Annotated in this window: 13 protein-coding genes; 6 read left to right on the top strand and 7 right to left on the bottom strand. The window is 63.4% G+C overall.

What is annotated here, in order from left to right; genetic code table 11:
- Positions 1-9: 9 nt before the first annotated feature.
- Positions 10-984: a chromate resistance protein ChrB domain-containing protein gene (locus AAW51_RS13695; protein ID WP_047195057.1), complete on the bottom strand. Its 975-nt coding sequence runs from the start codon at positions 982-984 to the stop codon at positions 10-12.
- A 246-nt stretch (positions 985-1,230) separates the two neighbouring features.
- Between AAW51_RS13695 and AAW51_RS13690 the strand changes: the two genes are divergently transcribed.
- From AAW51_RS13690 to AAW51_RS13680, 3 genes are all read left to right on the top strand, one after another.
- Positions 1,231-1,854 carry an FMN-binding negative transcriptional regulator gene (locus tag AAW51_RS13690; protein ID WP_047195056.1) on the top strand — a complete coding sequence of 208 codons (624 nt, stop codon included), beginning with the start codon at positions 1,231-1,233 and terminating at the stop codon, positions 1,852-1,854.
- A 48-nt stretch (positions 1,855-1,902) separates the two neighbouring features.
- Positions 1,903-2,271 carry an antibiotic biosynthesis monooxygenase family protein gene (locus tag AAW51_RS13685; RefSeq protein ID WP_047195055.1) on the top strand — a complete coding sequence of 123 codons (369 nt, stop codon included), beginning with the start codon at positions 1,903-1,905 and terminating at the stop codon, positions 2,269-2,271.
- 211 nt (positions 2,272-2,482) lie between these two features.
- Positions 2,483-2,971 carry a hypothetical protein gene (locus tag AAW51_RS13680; RefSeq protein WP_047195054.1) on the top strand — a complete coding sequence of 163 codons (489 nt, stop codon included), beginning with the start codon at positions 2,483-2,485 and terminating at the stop codon, positions 2,969-2,971.
- Positions 2,972-3,084: 113 nt separating this feature from the next.
- On the opposite strand, the gene AAW51_RS13675 is transcribed toward AAW51_RS13680, so the two are convergent.
- The 6 genes from AAW51_RS13675 to AAW51_RS30455 all read right to left on the bottom strand — a co-directional run bounded on the left by AAW51_RS13675 (position 3,085) and on the right by AAW51_RS30455 (position 11,668).
- Entirely contained in the window at positions 3,085-5,016 is a 1,932-nt protein-coding gene (locus AAW51_RS13675; protein WP_157359878.1) for a hypothetical protein, read from the bottom strand.
- The gene (locus AAW51_RS28140) at positions 5,013-5,663 is read right to left on the bottom strand and encodes a hypothetical protein (RefSeq protein ID WP_157359877.1); all 651 of its coding nucleotides are present in this window, start codon (positions 5,661-5,663) and stop codon (positions 5,013-5,015) included. Before AAW51_RS28140 ends, AAW51_RS13675 begins: the two co-directional genes overlap by 4 nt.
- 109 nt (positions 5,664-5,772) lie before the next feature.
- Positions 5,773-7,554: a peroxidase family protein gene (locus AAW51_RS28135; RefSeq protein ID WP_053013549.1), complete on the bottom strand. Its 1,782-nt coding sequence runs from the start codon at positions 7,552-7,554 to the stop codon at positions 5,773-5,775.
- A gap of 1,684 nt (positions 7,555-9,238) precedes the next feature.
- Positions 9,239-9,574, bottom strand: coding sequence for a copper-binding protein (locus AAW51_RS13655; protein WP_047195053.1), 336 nt, complete (start codon positions 9,572-9,574; stop codon positions 9,239-9,241).
- An 86-nt stretch (positions 9,575-9,660) separates the two neighbouring features.
- Positions 9,661-10,176 carry a cupredoxin domain-containing protein gene (locus AAW51_RS13650; protein ID WP_053013548.1) on the bottom strand — a complete coding sequence of 172 codons (516 nt, stop codon included), beginning with the start codon at positions 10,174-10,176 and terminating at the stop codon, positions 9,661-9,663.
- Positions 10,177-11,323: 1,147 nt separating this feature from the next.
- The gene (locus tag AAW51_RS30455; protein WP_169788025.1) at positions 11,324-11,668 is read right to left on the bottom strand and encodes a hypothetical protein; all 345 of its coding nucleotides are present in this window, start codon (positions 11,666-11,668) and stop codon (positions 11,324-11,326) included.
- A gap of 27 nt (positions 11,669-11,695) precedes the next feature.
- Here AAW51_RS30455 and pabB point away from each other — a divergent pair, with 27 nt between their 5' ends.
- Genes pabB through AAW51_RS13630 form a run of 3 tightly spaced genes read left to right on the top strand, consistent with a single transcriptional unit; the run spans position 11,696 to position 15,101 of the window.
- The gene (gene pabB, locus AAW51_RS13640; RefSeq protein ID WP_169788024.1) at positions 11,696-13,531 is read left to right on the top strand and encodes an aminodeoxychorismate synthase component I; all 1,836 of its coding nucleotides are present in this window, start codon (positions 11,696-11,698) and stop codon (positions 13,529-13,531) included.
- Positions 13,528-14,166 (top strand): anthranilate synthase component II, encoded by a 639-nt coding sequence (locus AAW51_RS13635; RefSeq protein ID WP_047195051.1) that lies wholly within the window; start codon positions 13,528-13,530, stop codon positions 14,164-14,166. The genes pabB and AAW51_RS13635 overlap by 4 nt, the downstream gene beginning before the upstream one ends.
- Positions 14,166-15,101: a diiron oxygenase gene (locus AAW51_RS13630; RefSeq protein WP_047195050.1), complete on the top strand. Its 936-nt coding sequence runs from the start codon at positions 14,166-14,168 to the stop codon at positions 15,099-15,101. The genes AAW51_RS13635 and AAW51_RS13630 overlap by 1 nt, the downstream gene beginning before the upstream one ends.
- The last annotated feature ends 51 nt before the right edge of the window (positions 15,102-15,152 follow it).

Genomic DNA, 15,152 nt, shown 5'->3' with positions numbered 1-15,152 from the left:
GCTTCCTCTTCAGTTTCCCGTGCGGGCGCCCTGCCCTTCGAAATGGGCGTACAGCGAATCGAGCACGTGGCCCATCTCGTCCAGCAGGGTGTCGTCGTCCGTCAAGCGCTCGCGCGCGCCTGCCAACACCGCTTCAAAACCGGGCGCCTCGGGCACCGGCTCGCCTCCCACGTCGAGCACGTGGACCAGCGCCGCAAGCCGCATCAGGGCGGCATCACCTTCCAGTCCAAAAGCGGCCATCAGGGTCTCGAATGTGACCCGCTCCCCGACGTGCGTGAACGTCGCGCCGTCGAAGTCGAAACCCAGTGCCTGCTCAGGGCAGTCCGACGGCTGCTCCAGCCAGATGAAACGGGCATGGGGGTCGATGAAGCGGCGGATCAGCCAGGCGCTTGCCAGCCGGTCCACCCAGGGCCGGCGGCGCGTCGCCCAAGTTCGTCCCTGGTAGGCCGTTGCCTGCAACCTGGGGACACCTCCGCTCGTGTCGCGCGGTTCGTCGGGCGAGAGCCGCCGGCTGATGCGCGCGCAAAGTTCCGCCCACGCGGCCTGCGCCTCCACGCTGGCCTCGCCGGGGAAAAAGTCGATCGACCGGACCGCCTCGTACTCACGCTGCAGCTTGCGCTGCAGCCGCAGCAACTCCGCAGCAGCCAAACTGCCCAGCGTGGCGCTCGTGTCCTTCCAGTTCCTGCGCAGGGTTTCGTAGTCCTCGCTGCGATCGAACAGCTGCCGGAACACGGCCTCCTCGTCGCCTTGCAGAGGCTGCACCGCCAGCAGCCACGCGTTGCCGCCCTCGCTGCGGCACTCCTCTCCCAACTGCCGCAACGTCTCCTGTCGCGCAGGGTCCCCGGGCAGCAGGTAGGCGCCGTCCCGCAGCGCCGCGCAACCGGCAGCCTTGAGCGCGCGCCAGACCCGCATCCTTGCGGTCGCGCTTTTGGTGGGCAACGAGACAACCAACAGCAGCCAGGACGCCGCGTCGTATGCATTCATGTAGCGAATAATACGTTGCTGTCTCGATCGCTACAAATATTGTTGCATCCCACGCCCGACGGGCCGCCTCACTCCCGGGGGCCGCCTGTTTCACATCGAAGTCCTCGACGATCCACACGTGCCCTGCCGCGCCCATTCCAGCAGCTGCTCGCGACGGCCCGGTCCCTGCAAATTGAAGAACACCGGTGCTTCCCATCGTGCCGGTTCTAACGGATAGTCCCGCCGTAGATCCGCTATGCCGCCGCCATGTACATCCCACCCCACTTCGCTGAAACCCGCCCCGAGGTGCTTCAACGCATCATCCGCGAGCATCCGCTCGGCATGCTGGTGACCCACGGTCCCGAGGGGCTGGACGCCGATCACCTACCGTTCGAGTTCGCTCCCGAGCAGGGGCCAAATGGCACCTTGCTGGCGCACGTGGCCAGGTCGAACAACCTATGGCAGCGTTGCCCGAGCGGGGCGCCGGTCATGGTCGTGTTCCGCGGGGCCGAGGCTTACATCTCGCCGAACTGGTATCCCAGCAAGCACGAGGCTCACCGCCAGGTGCCGACCTGGAACTACGAAGTTGTGCATGCGCACGGAACCTTGGCGGTTCGCGACGACGAGCGCTTCGTGCGGCGCTTGGTCGCGCGGCTGACCCGCACTCATGAAGCGACTGAGCCCAGGCCCTGGAAGATGGGCGACGCACCGCCTGAGCACATCGACGCCCTCCTTCGCAACATCGTCGGCCTCGAGATCGCGGTCTCTTCACTGGCAGGCAAGGTGAAACTCAGCCAGAACCGGGAGGAGCGTGACCGCCAGGGAGCGGCGGACGAGTTGGAAGCGCGGGGGCGTACCGAGATGGCGGCCCTGATGCGGCGCCTCGGCTAGCGCGAGAAGTCACCCAGCGGCTCGTTCCGCGGCATCAGAATAATCACCATGTACTCGTCAACGTTCACCTTCGCGAAAAAAGAGTTCGACAACGACTTCCACGTGCTCGACAACACGATTGCCGCAGTCGCCAAGTCCATCCCCGGCTATCTGGGCGAAGAGAGTTGGGAGAACCGGTCCACCGGCCTCATCTCCAACGTCTACTACTGGGAGACCATGGATGCGCTGGAAGCGCTGATGCGGCACCCACACCACATCGCCGCCAAACAACAGCAGGGCCGTTGGCTCGATGGCTACCAGGTCATCATCGCCGAGGTCATAGGCTGCTACGGGGACAGAGGACTGGCCCATCCGCTCGCGTCGAGAACAGTGCCGATGCCTCTACGACCGGCAAACTCTCAAGACCCGGCACGATGACCTTGCTCACGTTCTGTTGCCGCAGTTCACGTCTCGTGGCGCTCTCCCACGGGCAGCGGTGACAGCGGGTTCAGCCCTCAGTTCGAAGGCCCCACCCGCTCGGCGAACTGACGCAGGCCAAGGCCCTGGTGCCCGGTAACGTGCTGCACGGCCGATGCGATGTACCATCCCGCCCGGCAACTGTTTGCTGACAACAAGGTGATAGGACAACATGGCCAAGAAGATCGATCGTGCTCGCGTCGAGGCGGGCCGGGTGGAACTGCCGAAGAAGCTGGCGTTCCTGACCGCTGAGAAAGTGGACTTCAGCTCTGTCACGGACAAAGACGGCGACTGGTCGGTCGAACTCCCCGCCGCCGCACTGCAGAAGCTCGTCAAGTCGCGCAACGAGTTGAAGGCCGTGAAGGCCGACCACAAGAAGGCGGCTGCACAACAGGCGAGCCTGGTCGACGCCGAAAAGGCCGCCCACGAGGAAACCCGACAAGCTCTCGCCAAGGCCGAGCGCCGCATCAAGGCGCTGGAGAAAAAGCTGGCCGGGCAGACCGCGGACGGCGCCGACACCTCCGCGCCGAAAGCCGACAAGCGGACCAAACCGGTTGAGCAGGCACGCGTACCCAAGAAGGTCTCGGGCAAGAAGCCCACTCTGCCCGTAGACCCCGTGGGCGAGCCGGTGCAAGCAGCTGACGTCGCGGCCGCTTCCTAACGGCCCCGCGCGTCCGCAGAACTGGGGCTGCCGTGTTGCAGCCCTTGCGCTGCCGATGCCCCCGTTCAGAGGGCCGGCCTCGAGCAGCGGCATCCCGCGGCCTGCCTCGGCGGCTATTCGGGCGGCGCCACCTCCCTCCCCTCGGCGGCCGGCTTTTCCGTCTTCACTTTCCCCAGGTTTGACGGGCCGTGTCGCGGTGGACCCTCTGCTGGTTCGGGAGGTCCTGAGGTTGCTTGCCGGTAGGCCTTGAGCGCGTCCTCGCCCTCCTCGAAGCGCAGTTTGCCCAGACGCACCAGGCGCAGGATCTCCTGCCGCTGGCGCAGTGTGTGCGGTGTGGAGCGCCAAGACCGGGAGGCCACCAGCACACCCAGTGCCGAGTCGTCCTCGCAATAGGCGTGCAGGAACCGGATGTCCTGGGTGTTGAAGTAGACCCGTATCCTCTGCCCGACCAACGCCGGCTTGTTGGCCAGCATGTCGGAGGTGTAGCGCACGCCCTGGAAGTTCACGTGCGGCCGTGGTGCGCCCGCCGCCTTGCCTCTGACCGTCACGTAGCGGGCCTCCTGCAGGAAGATCAGCTGCTGGCGCTTGGTCTGCCCGAGCTGGCGTATCACCAAGCCCGGTTTCTCCAGCTCATCCTGCATGGCTTTCAGCGGGCTGCGCCCCCCGAGGACGCCCTGCGGCTCGGCGTTGTAGTCACCGAGCATGACGTCGACCAGTTGCTCCAGTTCCTCGACGCTCATCAGCCGAGAAGCGGCCGTGTCGCGACTGCCATCGGCAAGCGGACAGATGGGTTCGGAAGCCCCGTCCTCGGTACTGCCTCGCACCTGCCGAAGGCGGTGTCGCGCCAGGGAGGAGAAGAAGCGTCCGGCGATATCGGGCCCGCCGTCGAGCGCGCCGAGCGGCCCGGCGTGAACGAAGCAGCCGACGATGTCGCCCAGCCGGTCCAGGGTGGCCGCTGGCAGGGTCGCGCGTGTGTTGTCGTACTGGAGCCAGGTCCAACCGGGAAAGCGCGCAGCGTCAAACAGATCGGAGGGAAAGCCGGCGCCGTCCCGAACCTGCAAGCCGGCGATGGCCGACAAGGGACGCCCCCGCGGCCCGAAGCACGATCTCACCGCACCAGCCACGTCGTCGCTGTCGTACTGGTTGGACAGCGCCAAGTGATACCCCACGACCGCCCGCGTCGCAACATCGAGGCAGACCAGGATGAAAATGCGGGTCAGTTCGAGCACCGAGTCCATGCCGCAGGAATCGGTGAAGCGAAGCGTGAACCGCACATCGAGCCCGTGGGCGTCGAAACGGATCACATCGAAAGGCAAGGCGGCCAACGGCCCCTCGTGCTGTCCCTCGGCGAAGCCGCTGCCTGACGCACCTGCCCCCGGCACTCGCGCGTCGGCTGTCCCGGCGCCACCCGCACTGCCCCGGTCTTTGCTGCGCAGCACGAACTCCTGCAGCGTGCGCAGCCCCATCAAGGCGCGGTTGAACGGGTATTCATCCTCGCGTACCCCGCACTCGCGGCATTGCTCGAGGAATTGCTTGTGAAGGCGTCGCACGGTCTTGCGCACTTCACGTGCGTCGCCGCTCAGTGCCTGGTGACGGGCTCTGGCCTCCTGAATCAGCCAGGCCTCGAGCGACGGGTGGCGTTTGAGCAGGCCGGTGAAGCCGCCCACCGCACCACCGCCTCGGCTGCGCGGCGCGGCCGGCGCGACCTTGGCCGTGCGTTCATAGGCCTTGAGGCGCTTGTACGGCACCAGGCCGCGAAAGCCCTGCAGGCGGCCTTCGCTGTCGACCGCCAGGCAGCGGGCGATCATGCGATAGAGCTGCGCACGTTGCACCCCGGTTCGCTGGAAGATCTCCTGCAGCGGAAGGTCGCGCTCCTGAACGAACAAGCGGACGGCTTCCTCCCGCCTTCGGTAGTTGTCGCGATGCGCCTCGGGAAGCGCATCTTCGTCGACGGTGGGCCAGCGCGTCAGGTCGTTCAGAAGTTCCGGAATCGCAGAGCGTGTTGTCGGCAACCGTCCCCACGGGACCACAAGCGCTCGTTTCATAGCGGCTCCAGCAGCGTCGCGTCGGAGAGCCCGTGCTCGGCCAGGTCGACGAGTCGATGGGTCCCACGGTAGACGAGCAAATACGCGGCGGTGCGGACCAGCACCCCCGGGTGGTAGGCGATGATTTGACAAAGATCACCGATCGAGCGTGTGGAAGTGGCTTCGTGTTCGGCCCGCCGCACCAGCCCGGGAGGCACCTGCTCCGAGTGGGCGTTGATGTACTGGAGGATCTGCACCCAGGCGGTTCTCCATCGTGCCCTGCCCACCGTGTCCGGCGCGAGCACCACCTCCTGGACACCACATCCCTGTGAGCTTGCCCACGCCTTGAAAGCCTCGAGGGCTTCCACGCGCAGCTGTGCCGATTCCGGCCGTCGAACCAGGAGAAAGTCCTGTCGGTCGCCACGTTCGACCCAGAAGTCGACGGTGCATGGCGGGCGAACATCGGGAATGAGGACGGGCCTTTCACAGAGCTGGCGCACCATGGGATCGGCCTCCAGCTCGAGCCACAGCCGGAGGGCAGCCACCCCGAACAACGTCATGCGCCGTTGCGCCTTGGGACTGAAAACGACGAAGCGATGCGCCTGGTTGTTCGGATGTCTGCTTTCCACTGGCCTCGTATAGATGTACGGGTTGGAAAACGAATGCATAGCGTCCTGAATAGATGATCAAGCGATAGGCGGACGCGCTCCCTGCGGAGCGCGCGCGGGACTGGCCGCGCGCAGTGAGCGGCGGCCAGCCGAGTACAGCGAGCGATCCCTATTGCAAGGGCGGTACCACTCCCGCGAACTTGAGCAGATCGGTGATCTGGAACGTGCCGGGACCGCCGGCCGACGGCAGGTTCGGCTTCCACTGCGGAGACGAGGCCAGGAACGAAGTCCGGTCCGCCCTCAGCAGCCCGATGAACACTTCGCCGACGATGCGTGAGCCCACCGGTCCGAGCCGCAGGCCGGCTTCCATCACCTCCGCTTCCCGCAGCACGTAGAACCACAGCGGCGTGCTTTCGGCCATGTCGAACGGCGCGAGGTCCTTCAGTTGCTCGCGCGTCAGCGCCGGCTCATTCATACGGCGCGCGATCGCCTGGCCCGACGGCAGCCCGAAGTTGACGTGGCGCATCATGTTGCGGGAGGGCAGCGATTGCACGCCGTCGTCGGGCAGACCGGGCAGCGGCGCCCGGGCGCCGGGCATCTCCATCAAGACGGTGGAAATCTTGGTGTCGATGATCTTGTTCTGGCGCACATTGCCGTCGCCGAAATTGAAGAAGGTCTGCCAGTCGATGAACCTCCTGGGTGCCCGCCGGCCGCCGCGCAGATCCTCGGGGTCGGTGAGGCCCGGGTCCTGCCTTTCGTCGAGGATGAACGCGAAGAACTGCCGGTTCTGATCGGGCCCGAAGTTCGCCCGATAGCTCGGCCGAACCTGGGAATGGCCAAAGCGGTAGGCCGCGACGGAGAACTCGACCGGGATCTGCGGACCGGGACGGCGGCAGTCATCGTCGTCGTTGCCGTTCCGGTGCCGTGCCTGGTGGTCCCGGCGGTCGTTCCTGTCGTCGTTCCGGTCGTCGTCCCTGCAGTCGTTGCGACGGCCGTCCCGGCGGTCCCTGTCGTCCCTGCGGCCCCGGTCGTCCTCCCTGTCCTCCCTGCTGGCAAGGCTCATGTCGCGATCCGCGGCCGCTTGCTGGCGCCCTCGGTCGTTCTCGAAGAACCTGAGCCCGCCGCGCATGATCCGGTCCACACGGTCCTGGCCGATCGTGAGGGGCAGGAACTCGTGCAGGATGATCCACTGGTAGTGCCACCGGACGGTCCGGCGCGCCAGCGAGAACAACTCGCGCGGCGACAGGCCACGGTTCGCTTGCTGTGCCTTGAGGTGGTCCGTGACGGCGTTGTGAAAGCGCAGCATCGCCAGATGGAACTGCGAGAGGATCAGGTTCTCGTCGTTGCGGCTGTCGGCGATGATCGCGTCGCCGTTCGGCTCGCGCGGCATGTCGAAGCGTTGTGCACCCTTGCGCGACACCGCTTCTGACCCAGGGATCGGCTCGATCTTGAACTTGATGTCGGTGTCGGACTGCACGTACAGCTCGGGCGATCGGTCCGGGCCCTCGCCGTAGAGCGAGTCGAGATCGAAGGCCGCGGTGCGGAAGTTCACCGTGCGGCTGGGGCCGGTCTTCTCCTGAAGCTTCGATCGCAAGTCCAGGGTCAGGTCATGATCCAGAAACTGGCCGAAAAAGGTCACCCCGGCCGTCATCTTCGGGTTGTCGAGGTTCAGCGGGCTGAACACCGGCTGGTTGGTGATCGACTGAACCGGATCGGTCATGTTGTCCTGCGCATCGAGCAGGCCATTCTTCGCCCCCAGGTTGCGCACCGCGTTCCGCACCCGGTCGTTCCGCTGCGAGAACGCCTCCAGATTGGGGAACATCCGGATGAACTTGTTGTTGGAGTCCTGGGCCTCCCGTGGAAAGCGGGCATTGACGGTTTCGCCGAATACCGATTGACAGGCCATCGTCGTCACGACGATGGAGAGCAGGCACGATTGTTTCCATTCCATGTCTGGGTCCTCCCCCATGGTTGTTTTGGAGCCTCCCCCACGGCGACTCCATGCCGAGTGAATGTAGAAAGGCCTCGGCGAATGAACACCCCGGTAACGACTTTGAATGCTAATTCTGGAACCGCATGCAACGGTTCTCGCCCCGTACTGGGGCGACTTCCGGATTACCGTAGTACCACACGGAAGGCGGGCTCACGCCGGTTGGAGAATCGTGAATAAACGCTTGCCCGGGCAGACACCGGATGTCACAAAAGTGCACCGGTGGCGACCGCGCAGATTTACGTCGAGCCTTTTGTCGCCTATGGCGCCGTTGCGGCCCTTGCAATGCCGGCCTTTAACTCCACCGCAACGTCACACTTTTACTTCCGTGAATCGGGAAGTAATAGCGTTAGACGGGTACCCTTTCGTGTGCAGAACCGGTACTCGTCGGAACACTTTTACTTCGCGAGAATCCGCGGCCGCCGGCCCGGTCGCACGGCCGGAGATGTCGAACTTTGCCGCCCCTTGCAGACGGATGCTCCTCGTCTGCCGCCGCCTTCCGGGGGCGCCGCGCCAGGTCTTCGGCGCGTGCTCGGTGTGCCGCAGTTTTACTCGCGGGTAGAGCCCCGCCAATTGCTGTTTTTACGCTATCCGCATGCCAGCGATGGGACTGGGGGATAATGTTCTCCTAGACGAAACCGATGTTCGGCACGCGGATTCTCAATTACTCTGTCCCGTGCAAGAACAGGGTGAGGCTGCCGGCCAGAGGATGATGTAAGCAGTAGATATGGCAACCCTATAAAAACCTGGCATAAAACAGAAACTCTTCAGATGGTCCAGCGCCCGGCGGTTACCGGTTCGACTGTTCGATCGCGGCGCACGTCAATTCCGATGCGAAAACTGCTGCACCGCGCGAGCGTGATTCGGCATCCCGAGGCAGGCCCGCAGGCTGCATGTCTGCCCCGGGAATCACAACCTTTGGAAACGCTACCAGTTCGACCGGAGTGTCATGAGAATGCCGTCGCGGGGAGGTTTCACCCGGCGGCGGTCGTTGCGCGCTCGCCGGCGCCCGCGCTGGTGATTGACGTGCTACGGCTCGCCTGCCGCCTTCCGCGGCGGTCGATGAGCGGCATGCCCTGAGCGTGACCGTGCGTGATGGGGTGCACTCAGCAGGCTCCGGCGGTGCGGTTGAAGCATCGCGAATTTGATATTTACCGCGACGCCTATTTCGGCTTTTTCTTTTTCTGCTGACCGCGAACCCAAAGGATCGCCGTCTTGTCGGGCCAATTCCAACCCGCAAATTTCAATCGGGTGGCGCGCAAGATCGCCGCCCGAACCCGAATCTAGACGCGATGCCCGGTGACACCGGCTGGCCGCTGCTACTGCCCGGCGGTTACCTCAACCCTCCGCTGCGCAACCGGGATCGACTGTCGTTCGGTCGCAGACGCGCCGGTTCAAACACAACCTCTTGGGCGCCCCCCGTCCCGCGACGCGTTTCACGTACGAATATCGAACATCTGTGATTAAAGATGCATCAGAGAGGGAAGCCGTCGGCGCCAGAGACCGCGCCTACCCGGACGGGAGCGCCCGCTCGGCGCTGCCCCGATGTCCCTGGCTATGTCAACGAACTCGACAGGTGTCGGCGTGCCGACACCTGGAATGTCCGAAATGCAGACATCCGAATGACGACGGGGCAACCGCCGCATCACGGCGCCGGCTCGATCCGGGTGATGACGATCGCCGGCCCCGACTTCTCCGCGGCGAACCGGATTTTGTCGCCCACCTTCACCTGGTTCAGCAGCGCCGGGTCCCGGACCCGGAACACCATGGTCATCGCCGGCATCCGGAGGTTCTTGATCTCGCCGTGCTTGACGGTGATCTTTGCGTTGGCCGGGTCGATCTTGCGCACTTCGCCCTCCGCCAGGTAGGCGGCAGATGTCGCGCTGGGGGCGGGCGCCGCGGGCGCGTCTGCTGTGGCGCGGGCGGGCCCGGCTGCGACCAGCAGGGACACGACCAACAAGGGGGTCAGCAGTGGGTTCATGTTGAAATCTCCGATGGGTCAGCAGCGATAGGACCAAAGAACAACCTGGTCGAGCGCGGCGCCGACGGCACCACGCTCGCGCCGCTTCATCGCGCGGCCACCTTGATCTTTCCGACCATACCCGCCTGGTAGTGGCCGGCGATCAGGCAGGCGAAGTCGAACTCGCCGGGACGGTTGAACGTCCAGATCAGCTCTCCCGTCTGTCCCGGGTCGACATGCACCTCGTCGGGCTCCTCATGCTCCATCTCCGGAAACTTGGCCATCGAGGCAGCGTGTTCGTCGAGTTCACGCTTGGTGCCGATCACCATCTCGTGCTTCAACTGCCCGGCATTGCGGATCACGAACTTCACGGTCTCGCCTTGCCGCACGCGCAGTTGGCTGGGCGTGAAACGCATGTCGTCGGTCATCTTGATCTCGATGGTGCGCTGCACCGCCTTCGGATCGCCGGCGATACCCCAGTCCTTTTGCGCTTTCTCGCCGGCCGCATGCGCGTGCTTCAGAGCCTGGTCGCCGCTGTGGCCGCCGGCATGGTTGCCTCCAGCCCAGGCACCCGTCGTCGCGAGCATCAGTGCCAAGGTGGCGGCGATGGGGTGGAATCTCATATGTGCTCCTTGTCGTGCATCTGTGATTGAAAAGCGTCGACCCCGCACGCGGCATGCCCCGCCGAAGCGCGCCAACGGGATCTCAGGTGAGGTGGTTTCGAGGCGGCCGCTCCGGGCCGTCGGGCAGGAAGACGCCGGCCCGAGACTCGTCGCTCGGGTACCGGCTGTCGTGGGCGATGTGCGGCTCGAATTCGTGCAGGCGGTGGTCCTGGCCCTGCCCTGCGCCATCTAACCCATGGGCGGGCGGTGTGGGTTGGGAGGCAACGATGCGAGGGCCGTGATGATGGGGGCCGTAGGCCAGCACCGTGGCCGCCACCGCGCCTTGGATCGGCAGGGCAAGGGCAAGGACCCACAACAAAACGGATCGAACCAAACGCCGCATGGATCGCAGTCTATTTGACGTTGTTCGGCGCTGCTTTGTCCCAAGTCACGGCCGCGCCACCATAGTCTGGTCGAACCTGACTTGCAGGCGTTGGCTCGCGCGCGGTTCGCTGCAAGCGCCCGCCCCGCCCTCACCCGCTCGCCCGCCGGCAATGTTGAATAGACGTGCAAAGCGACGGACGGTCGCCCACCGTGCAGTTGATTCGCTCCAGCAAATCGCGCAGCCATGTCGGCCTTACGCCGGGTTCCTCACGCCTTGCCGTTGCTGCTCGAATCCGAGCCCATTCAACTTGAAAGGCGCCGGCCGCTTCAGATGAACTCCTTGACCTCGCTCGGGCCGGCTTGGCCTTTCAATTTCATGCTTGAGCGTCTCTTGATTTATGTGTCCCACACCGGCATTGCCCTAGCAGAAATAACAGGTGTGCATCACGCGATTGCATCGTCATACTTTCCCACAGGCTGAGACACCACAAGTTCAAGCCGCCTAATTGTTTCGTCAACACTGCCGCCTGGCGTTCCTTTGACACATCGCTGCGCCGCCAACGATTTGGTGGAGCGGCCATGCTCCACACAATGCTCCACGCTGACGATCGATCTTCCATGTCCAGCAGATGCCCGAGTTTTCGGCCTGCCGAGGCCACCGTAAAAACAGCAAATGGCGTTCTTTTCGGCACAAGCACTACGACACCTCGTAGTTGCACTGTCGGACATCGGCGGCTAGATTGCATTTCGCTCTTCTCGTCCACCGCACGCGCAAGACCGCCGATCACGGCCGTCCCCCGGTTTCGCAGCGGCCCACCGACACGGAATGAATCAGCGCTGAGCGCTGCTTTGGCACGTGGCCGCCACCCCGGTATTGAGCGCTTGCCGGCATACGCATACGGCTAACGCGGCCAGCACCGCGCAATTTCTGATTCTGGCGCCGTCCGCTGTTTGCGGCGCCGAGAATCGCTGCAGCCTTCATTTCGATACTGGCTCCGCCCGTCGCGGGCACACCATGCAAACCTTCGGGGTCGCCGAAGCCTGCCGTGGCGTGTCTCGACTTACGGGACCGACTCGGTTTTGTCGCTGCGTTGTCATAAAAGAACAACCGGCTTGCAGCAAAGTTCATCAGGGCCTGCCAGTACACAGGAAACACATGCGAACGACAGACCAGCTACGCGAGATATTGTCCGCAGGGCAGTTCGCGATCCTCGACAACAACAGACAAGGGAAGACGGGCACCACCTACGTCTTCTCAAATCCCTTGATGTATTGCACCGCTCATACGCCGGAGCAGGTCGAGCACCAGCTCGCCGAAATTGAAACGCAGACCCAACGCGGGCGCCACGTTGCGGGCTACTTCTCTTACGAACTCGGTTATGCGCTCAACGCTCGCTTGCAGACCAAGCTGCCGAAGCACCGGGAGCTGCCGCTGTTCTGCGTGGGTGTGTACCAGGACCGACTGGAAATCGACGACGGTCTGTTCGAAGAAGCCCTGAGCACCCTTGAAAACCAGACCGATCTGCACATCATCGACTGCCGTCTGAACATGTCGCGGGAGCAATATCTCGAGCAGATCGGAAAGGTCAAGCAACATATCCACGATGGCGACACCTATCAGGTCAACTACACGCTGAAATACAAGTTCAGGCACACGGGATCGCCTCTGCGCTTGTATGCAGAACTGAGGCGCCGGCAGCGGGTTGAATATGGCGCCTTTCTGGATTTTCCCGGCGTGTCCATCCTCTCCCGGTCACCGGAGCTTTTCGTTCACAAGACGGGTGAAGATATCTACACCAAGCCGATGAAGGGAACCTGCAAGCGAGGAGCCACCCCAGAGCAAGACCGGATGAATTTCGAGTTCCTGTCGAGCGACGAAAAGTCCAGGGCCGAAAACGTCATGATTGTGGATTTGCTCCGCAACGACTTCTCCCGCATCAGCCAACGTGCATCGGTCAAAACCACCAACCTGTTCGAGGTTCAAACCTACGAGACCTTACATCAGATGGTGTCCACCGTATCGGCAAAAGTCGACCCACGGCTCGGTCTGGCTCGATTGCTGAAGCAAATATTTCCGTGCGGTTCCATCACCGGCGCGCCGAAGATCCGCACCATGGAAATCATCCGCGACCTGGAAGTCGAACCGCGTGGCGTCTATACCGGCGCGATCGGCTTTGCGTCTCCTGATCATGCACTTTGCCTGAACGTCCCGATCCGCACGCTGGCGCTCTGGCCTGACGGACGCGGCGAAATGGGAGTGGGCAGCGGGGTGGTGCACGACTCCGATCCCGAGGCTGAATATGAAGAGTGCGAGCTGAAAGGCCGCTTCTTCACGCGCGGCTTCGCCGACTTCGACCTCATCGAGTGCCTGCTGTTCGACCAGGAATACCGACATCTCGACAAGCATCTGGCGCGACTGAAGCAGAGCGCCGCCGAGCTGGGTTTCCCGGTCGACGTGACACAACTGCGCGCCGCGTTGTTGTCCGAACCGGCCACCCTGCCGCCAGAACCCGTCAAAGTGCGCGTCGTGCTCATGAAGTCGGGCGAATTCAGGATCGAGTGCGTGCCGCTGGGGCCGAGCGACACGACGACAAAAAAGATCACCGTGTCCGCCGATACCGTCACCTCGAGCCGCAACCGGTTGTTGGCGCACAAAACCTCGGCCCGTGCGGCCTACAAGGACGCGTATGACAGGTGCAGCCGTGACGGTTATTACGACGTCATCTTCCTGAACGAGTTGAACCAGGTCACCGAAGGCTCGTTCAACAACCTCTTCATTCGAAAAGACGGCGTCTGGTACACCCCGCCCGTTTCCTGCGGACTGCTGCCCGGCATCCAGCGCCAGTGCCTGCTGGAATCGAGCGACATCGATGCACGCGAAAAGATTCTGACGCTCAGCGACTTGCACGACGCGGACGAGATCTTTCTCGTCAACGCCATCCGCGGTGTCAAGAAGGTGGAACTCGATCACCCTGCGAAGGCGGCGCCATGATCTGCTTGATCGACAACTACGATTCGTTTACCTACAACATCGTGCACTACCTGGTCGAACTCGGCGCCGAGGTGCAGGTCATCCTGAACGACGAGATGTCGCCCCGAGACGTGCTGGCGTTGAACCCGTCTCACATCATCCTGTCGCCCGGCCCCGGGACGCCCGACGAGTCGGGCATCTCGAAAAGCCTGCTGCTGCTGGCCGCTGATCGTGGCATACCGCTGCTGGGAGTTTGTCTCGGCCACGAGGTGATCGGAGAGGTGTTTGGCGCTTCCATTCGCCACGCCAGACGTGTCACGCACGGAAAATCCAGCAAGATCCATCACGGCGGCACAGGGATTTTTCGCAGCTTACCCAGTGGTTTCGCCGCCGGCCGCTACCACTCGCTGATCGTCGAACAGCAGGATCTGCCGGAATGTCTGGAGATCACGGCGTGGACCGCCACCCAGACAGGTGAGATGGACGAAATCATGGGCCTGGCGCACAAAGCCTTACCCATCTTCGGCGTGCAATTCCACCCGGAATCCATCATGACCGAACACGGCCATGACCTGTTCGCGAATTTCTTGACCCTCGACGCGCCGCAAGACGTATCGCGCACGCGCCAGTTCACCGTCTCTTACCAGGAGAACTGATGTACACCCACATTGTTCGCGATGCCGGCCTGCCTGACCGGGTCACCGCTGCCTTGGCCGACTCGTGGGCGAATCGCGTCGCGGTGAAGGTCGGTGAACTGGACCTGAAACGGTACTACGACAAAAACATCCCGGACTACCCGCCCAACCTGGTGCCTTTTCGCGACGACCCTCGTTATGGCGCACTCGACGCAGAGATGCGCCAGCGCATCCTGGCCGGTGCCTGGGTGGCGTACAACGAAAAAACCGTGGATGTCGAGACCAGTATCGTGGCACCCGCCTGTGCGCTGTTGTTGAAGGGTGCTTTTCAAGGGCTGCAGACGGCCGAGCTGAAGCGCATCATCGTGCAGACGCAAATAGACGAGCAGTACCACATCCTGATGTGCCTGGATGCCTGTTTGCTCTCGCGTGCGATGCACGGCATCGAAGGCCTGACCGTGCCGCAGTCGTGGGTGGTCCAGCAATTGGAGCACGCCCTCCAACAACAGACCTGCGCGCGCGACGCGCACATCGTGCAACTCGGCTTTGCCACCGTCGCCGAAGTCACCATCAACAGCTACCTCGATTTGCTCGCCCAGGACCAGACCATACAGCCCTTCAATCGCGAAACCACGGCATTGCACCGCCGCGATGAATCTGCCCACAACAAGATCTTCACGGTGATCACCCGGCAGGTTTACACCCATTTCAGCGAGCATGACCGCGCCGTGTTCAGGAGCGCGATCGCCACCGGCCTGGACGCCTTTGTCACGATCGACCTGCGGGCCTGGCGGGAAATCCTGCGCTATTTGAACGTCCCTGACGGCAGCGACATCGTTGATGCGTGCGAACGTGCGAACGGCTCGAAACGCTTGGTGCGTGACTTCTCCGGCTTCCGGGCTTTGCTAAGGGAAATCGAGGTGGCGGAAAGCGAAATCGATTTCGATTTCGCCTGACCCTCCCCCTGATCCTCCCTTTTCGTGACCGCACCCATCCCGTCGCGCGAC

The organism is Caldimonas brevitalea (genome assembly GCF_001017435.1).
Classification (GTDB): domain Bacteria; phylum Pseudomonadota; class Gammaproteobacteria; order Burkholderiales; family Burkholderiaceae_C; genus Caldimonas; species Caldimonas brevitalea.
This window is presented reverse-complemented; position numbering and strand designations above follow the sequence as displayed.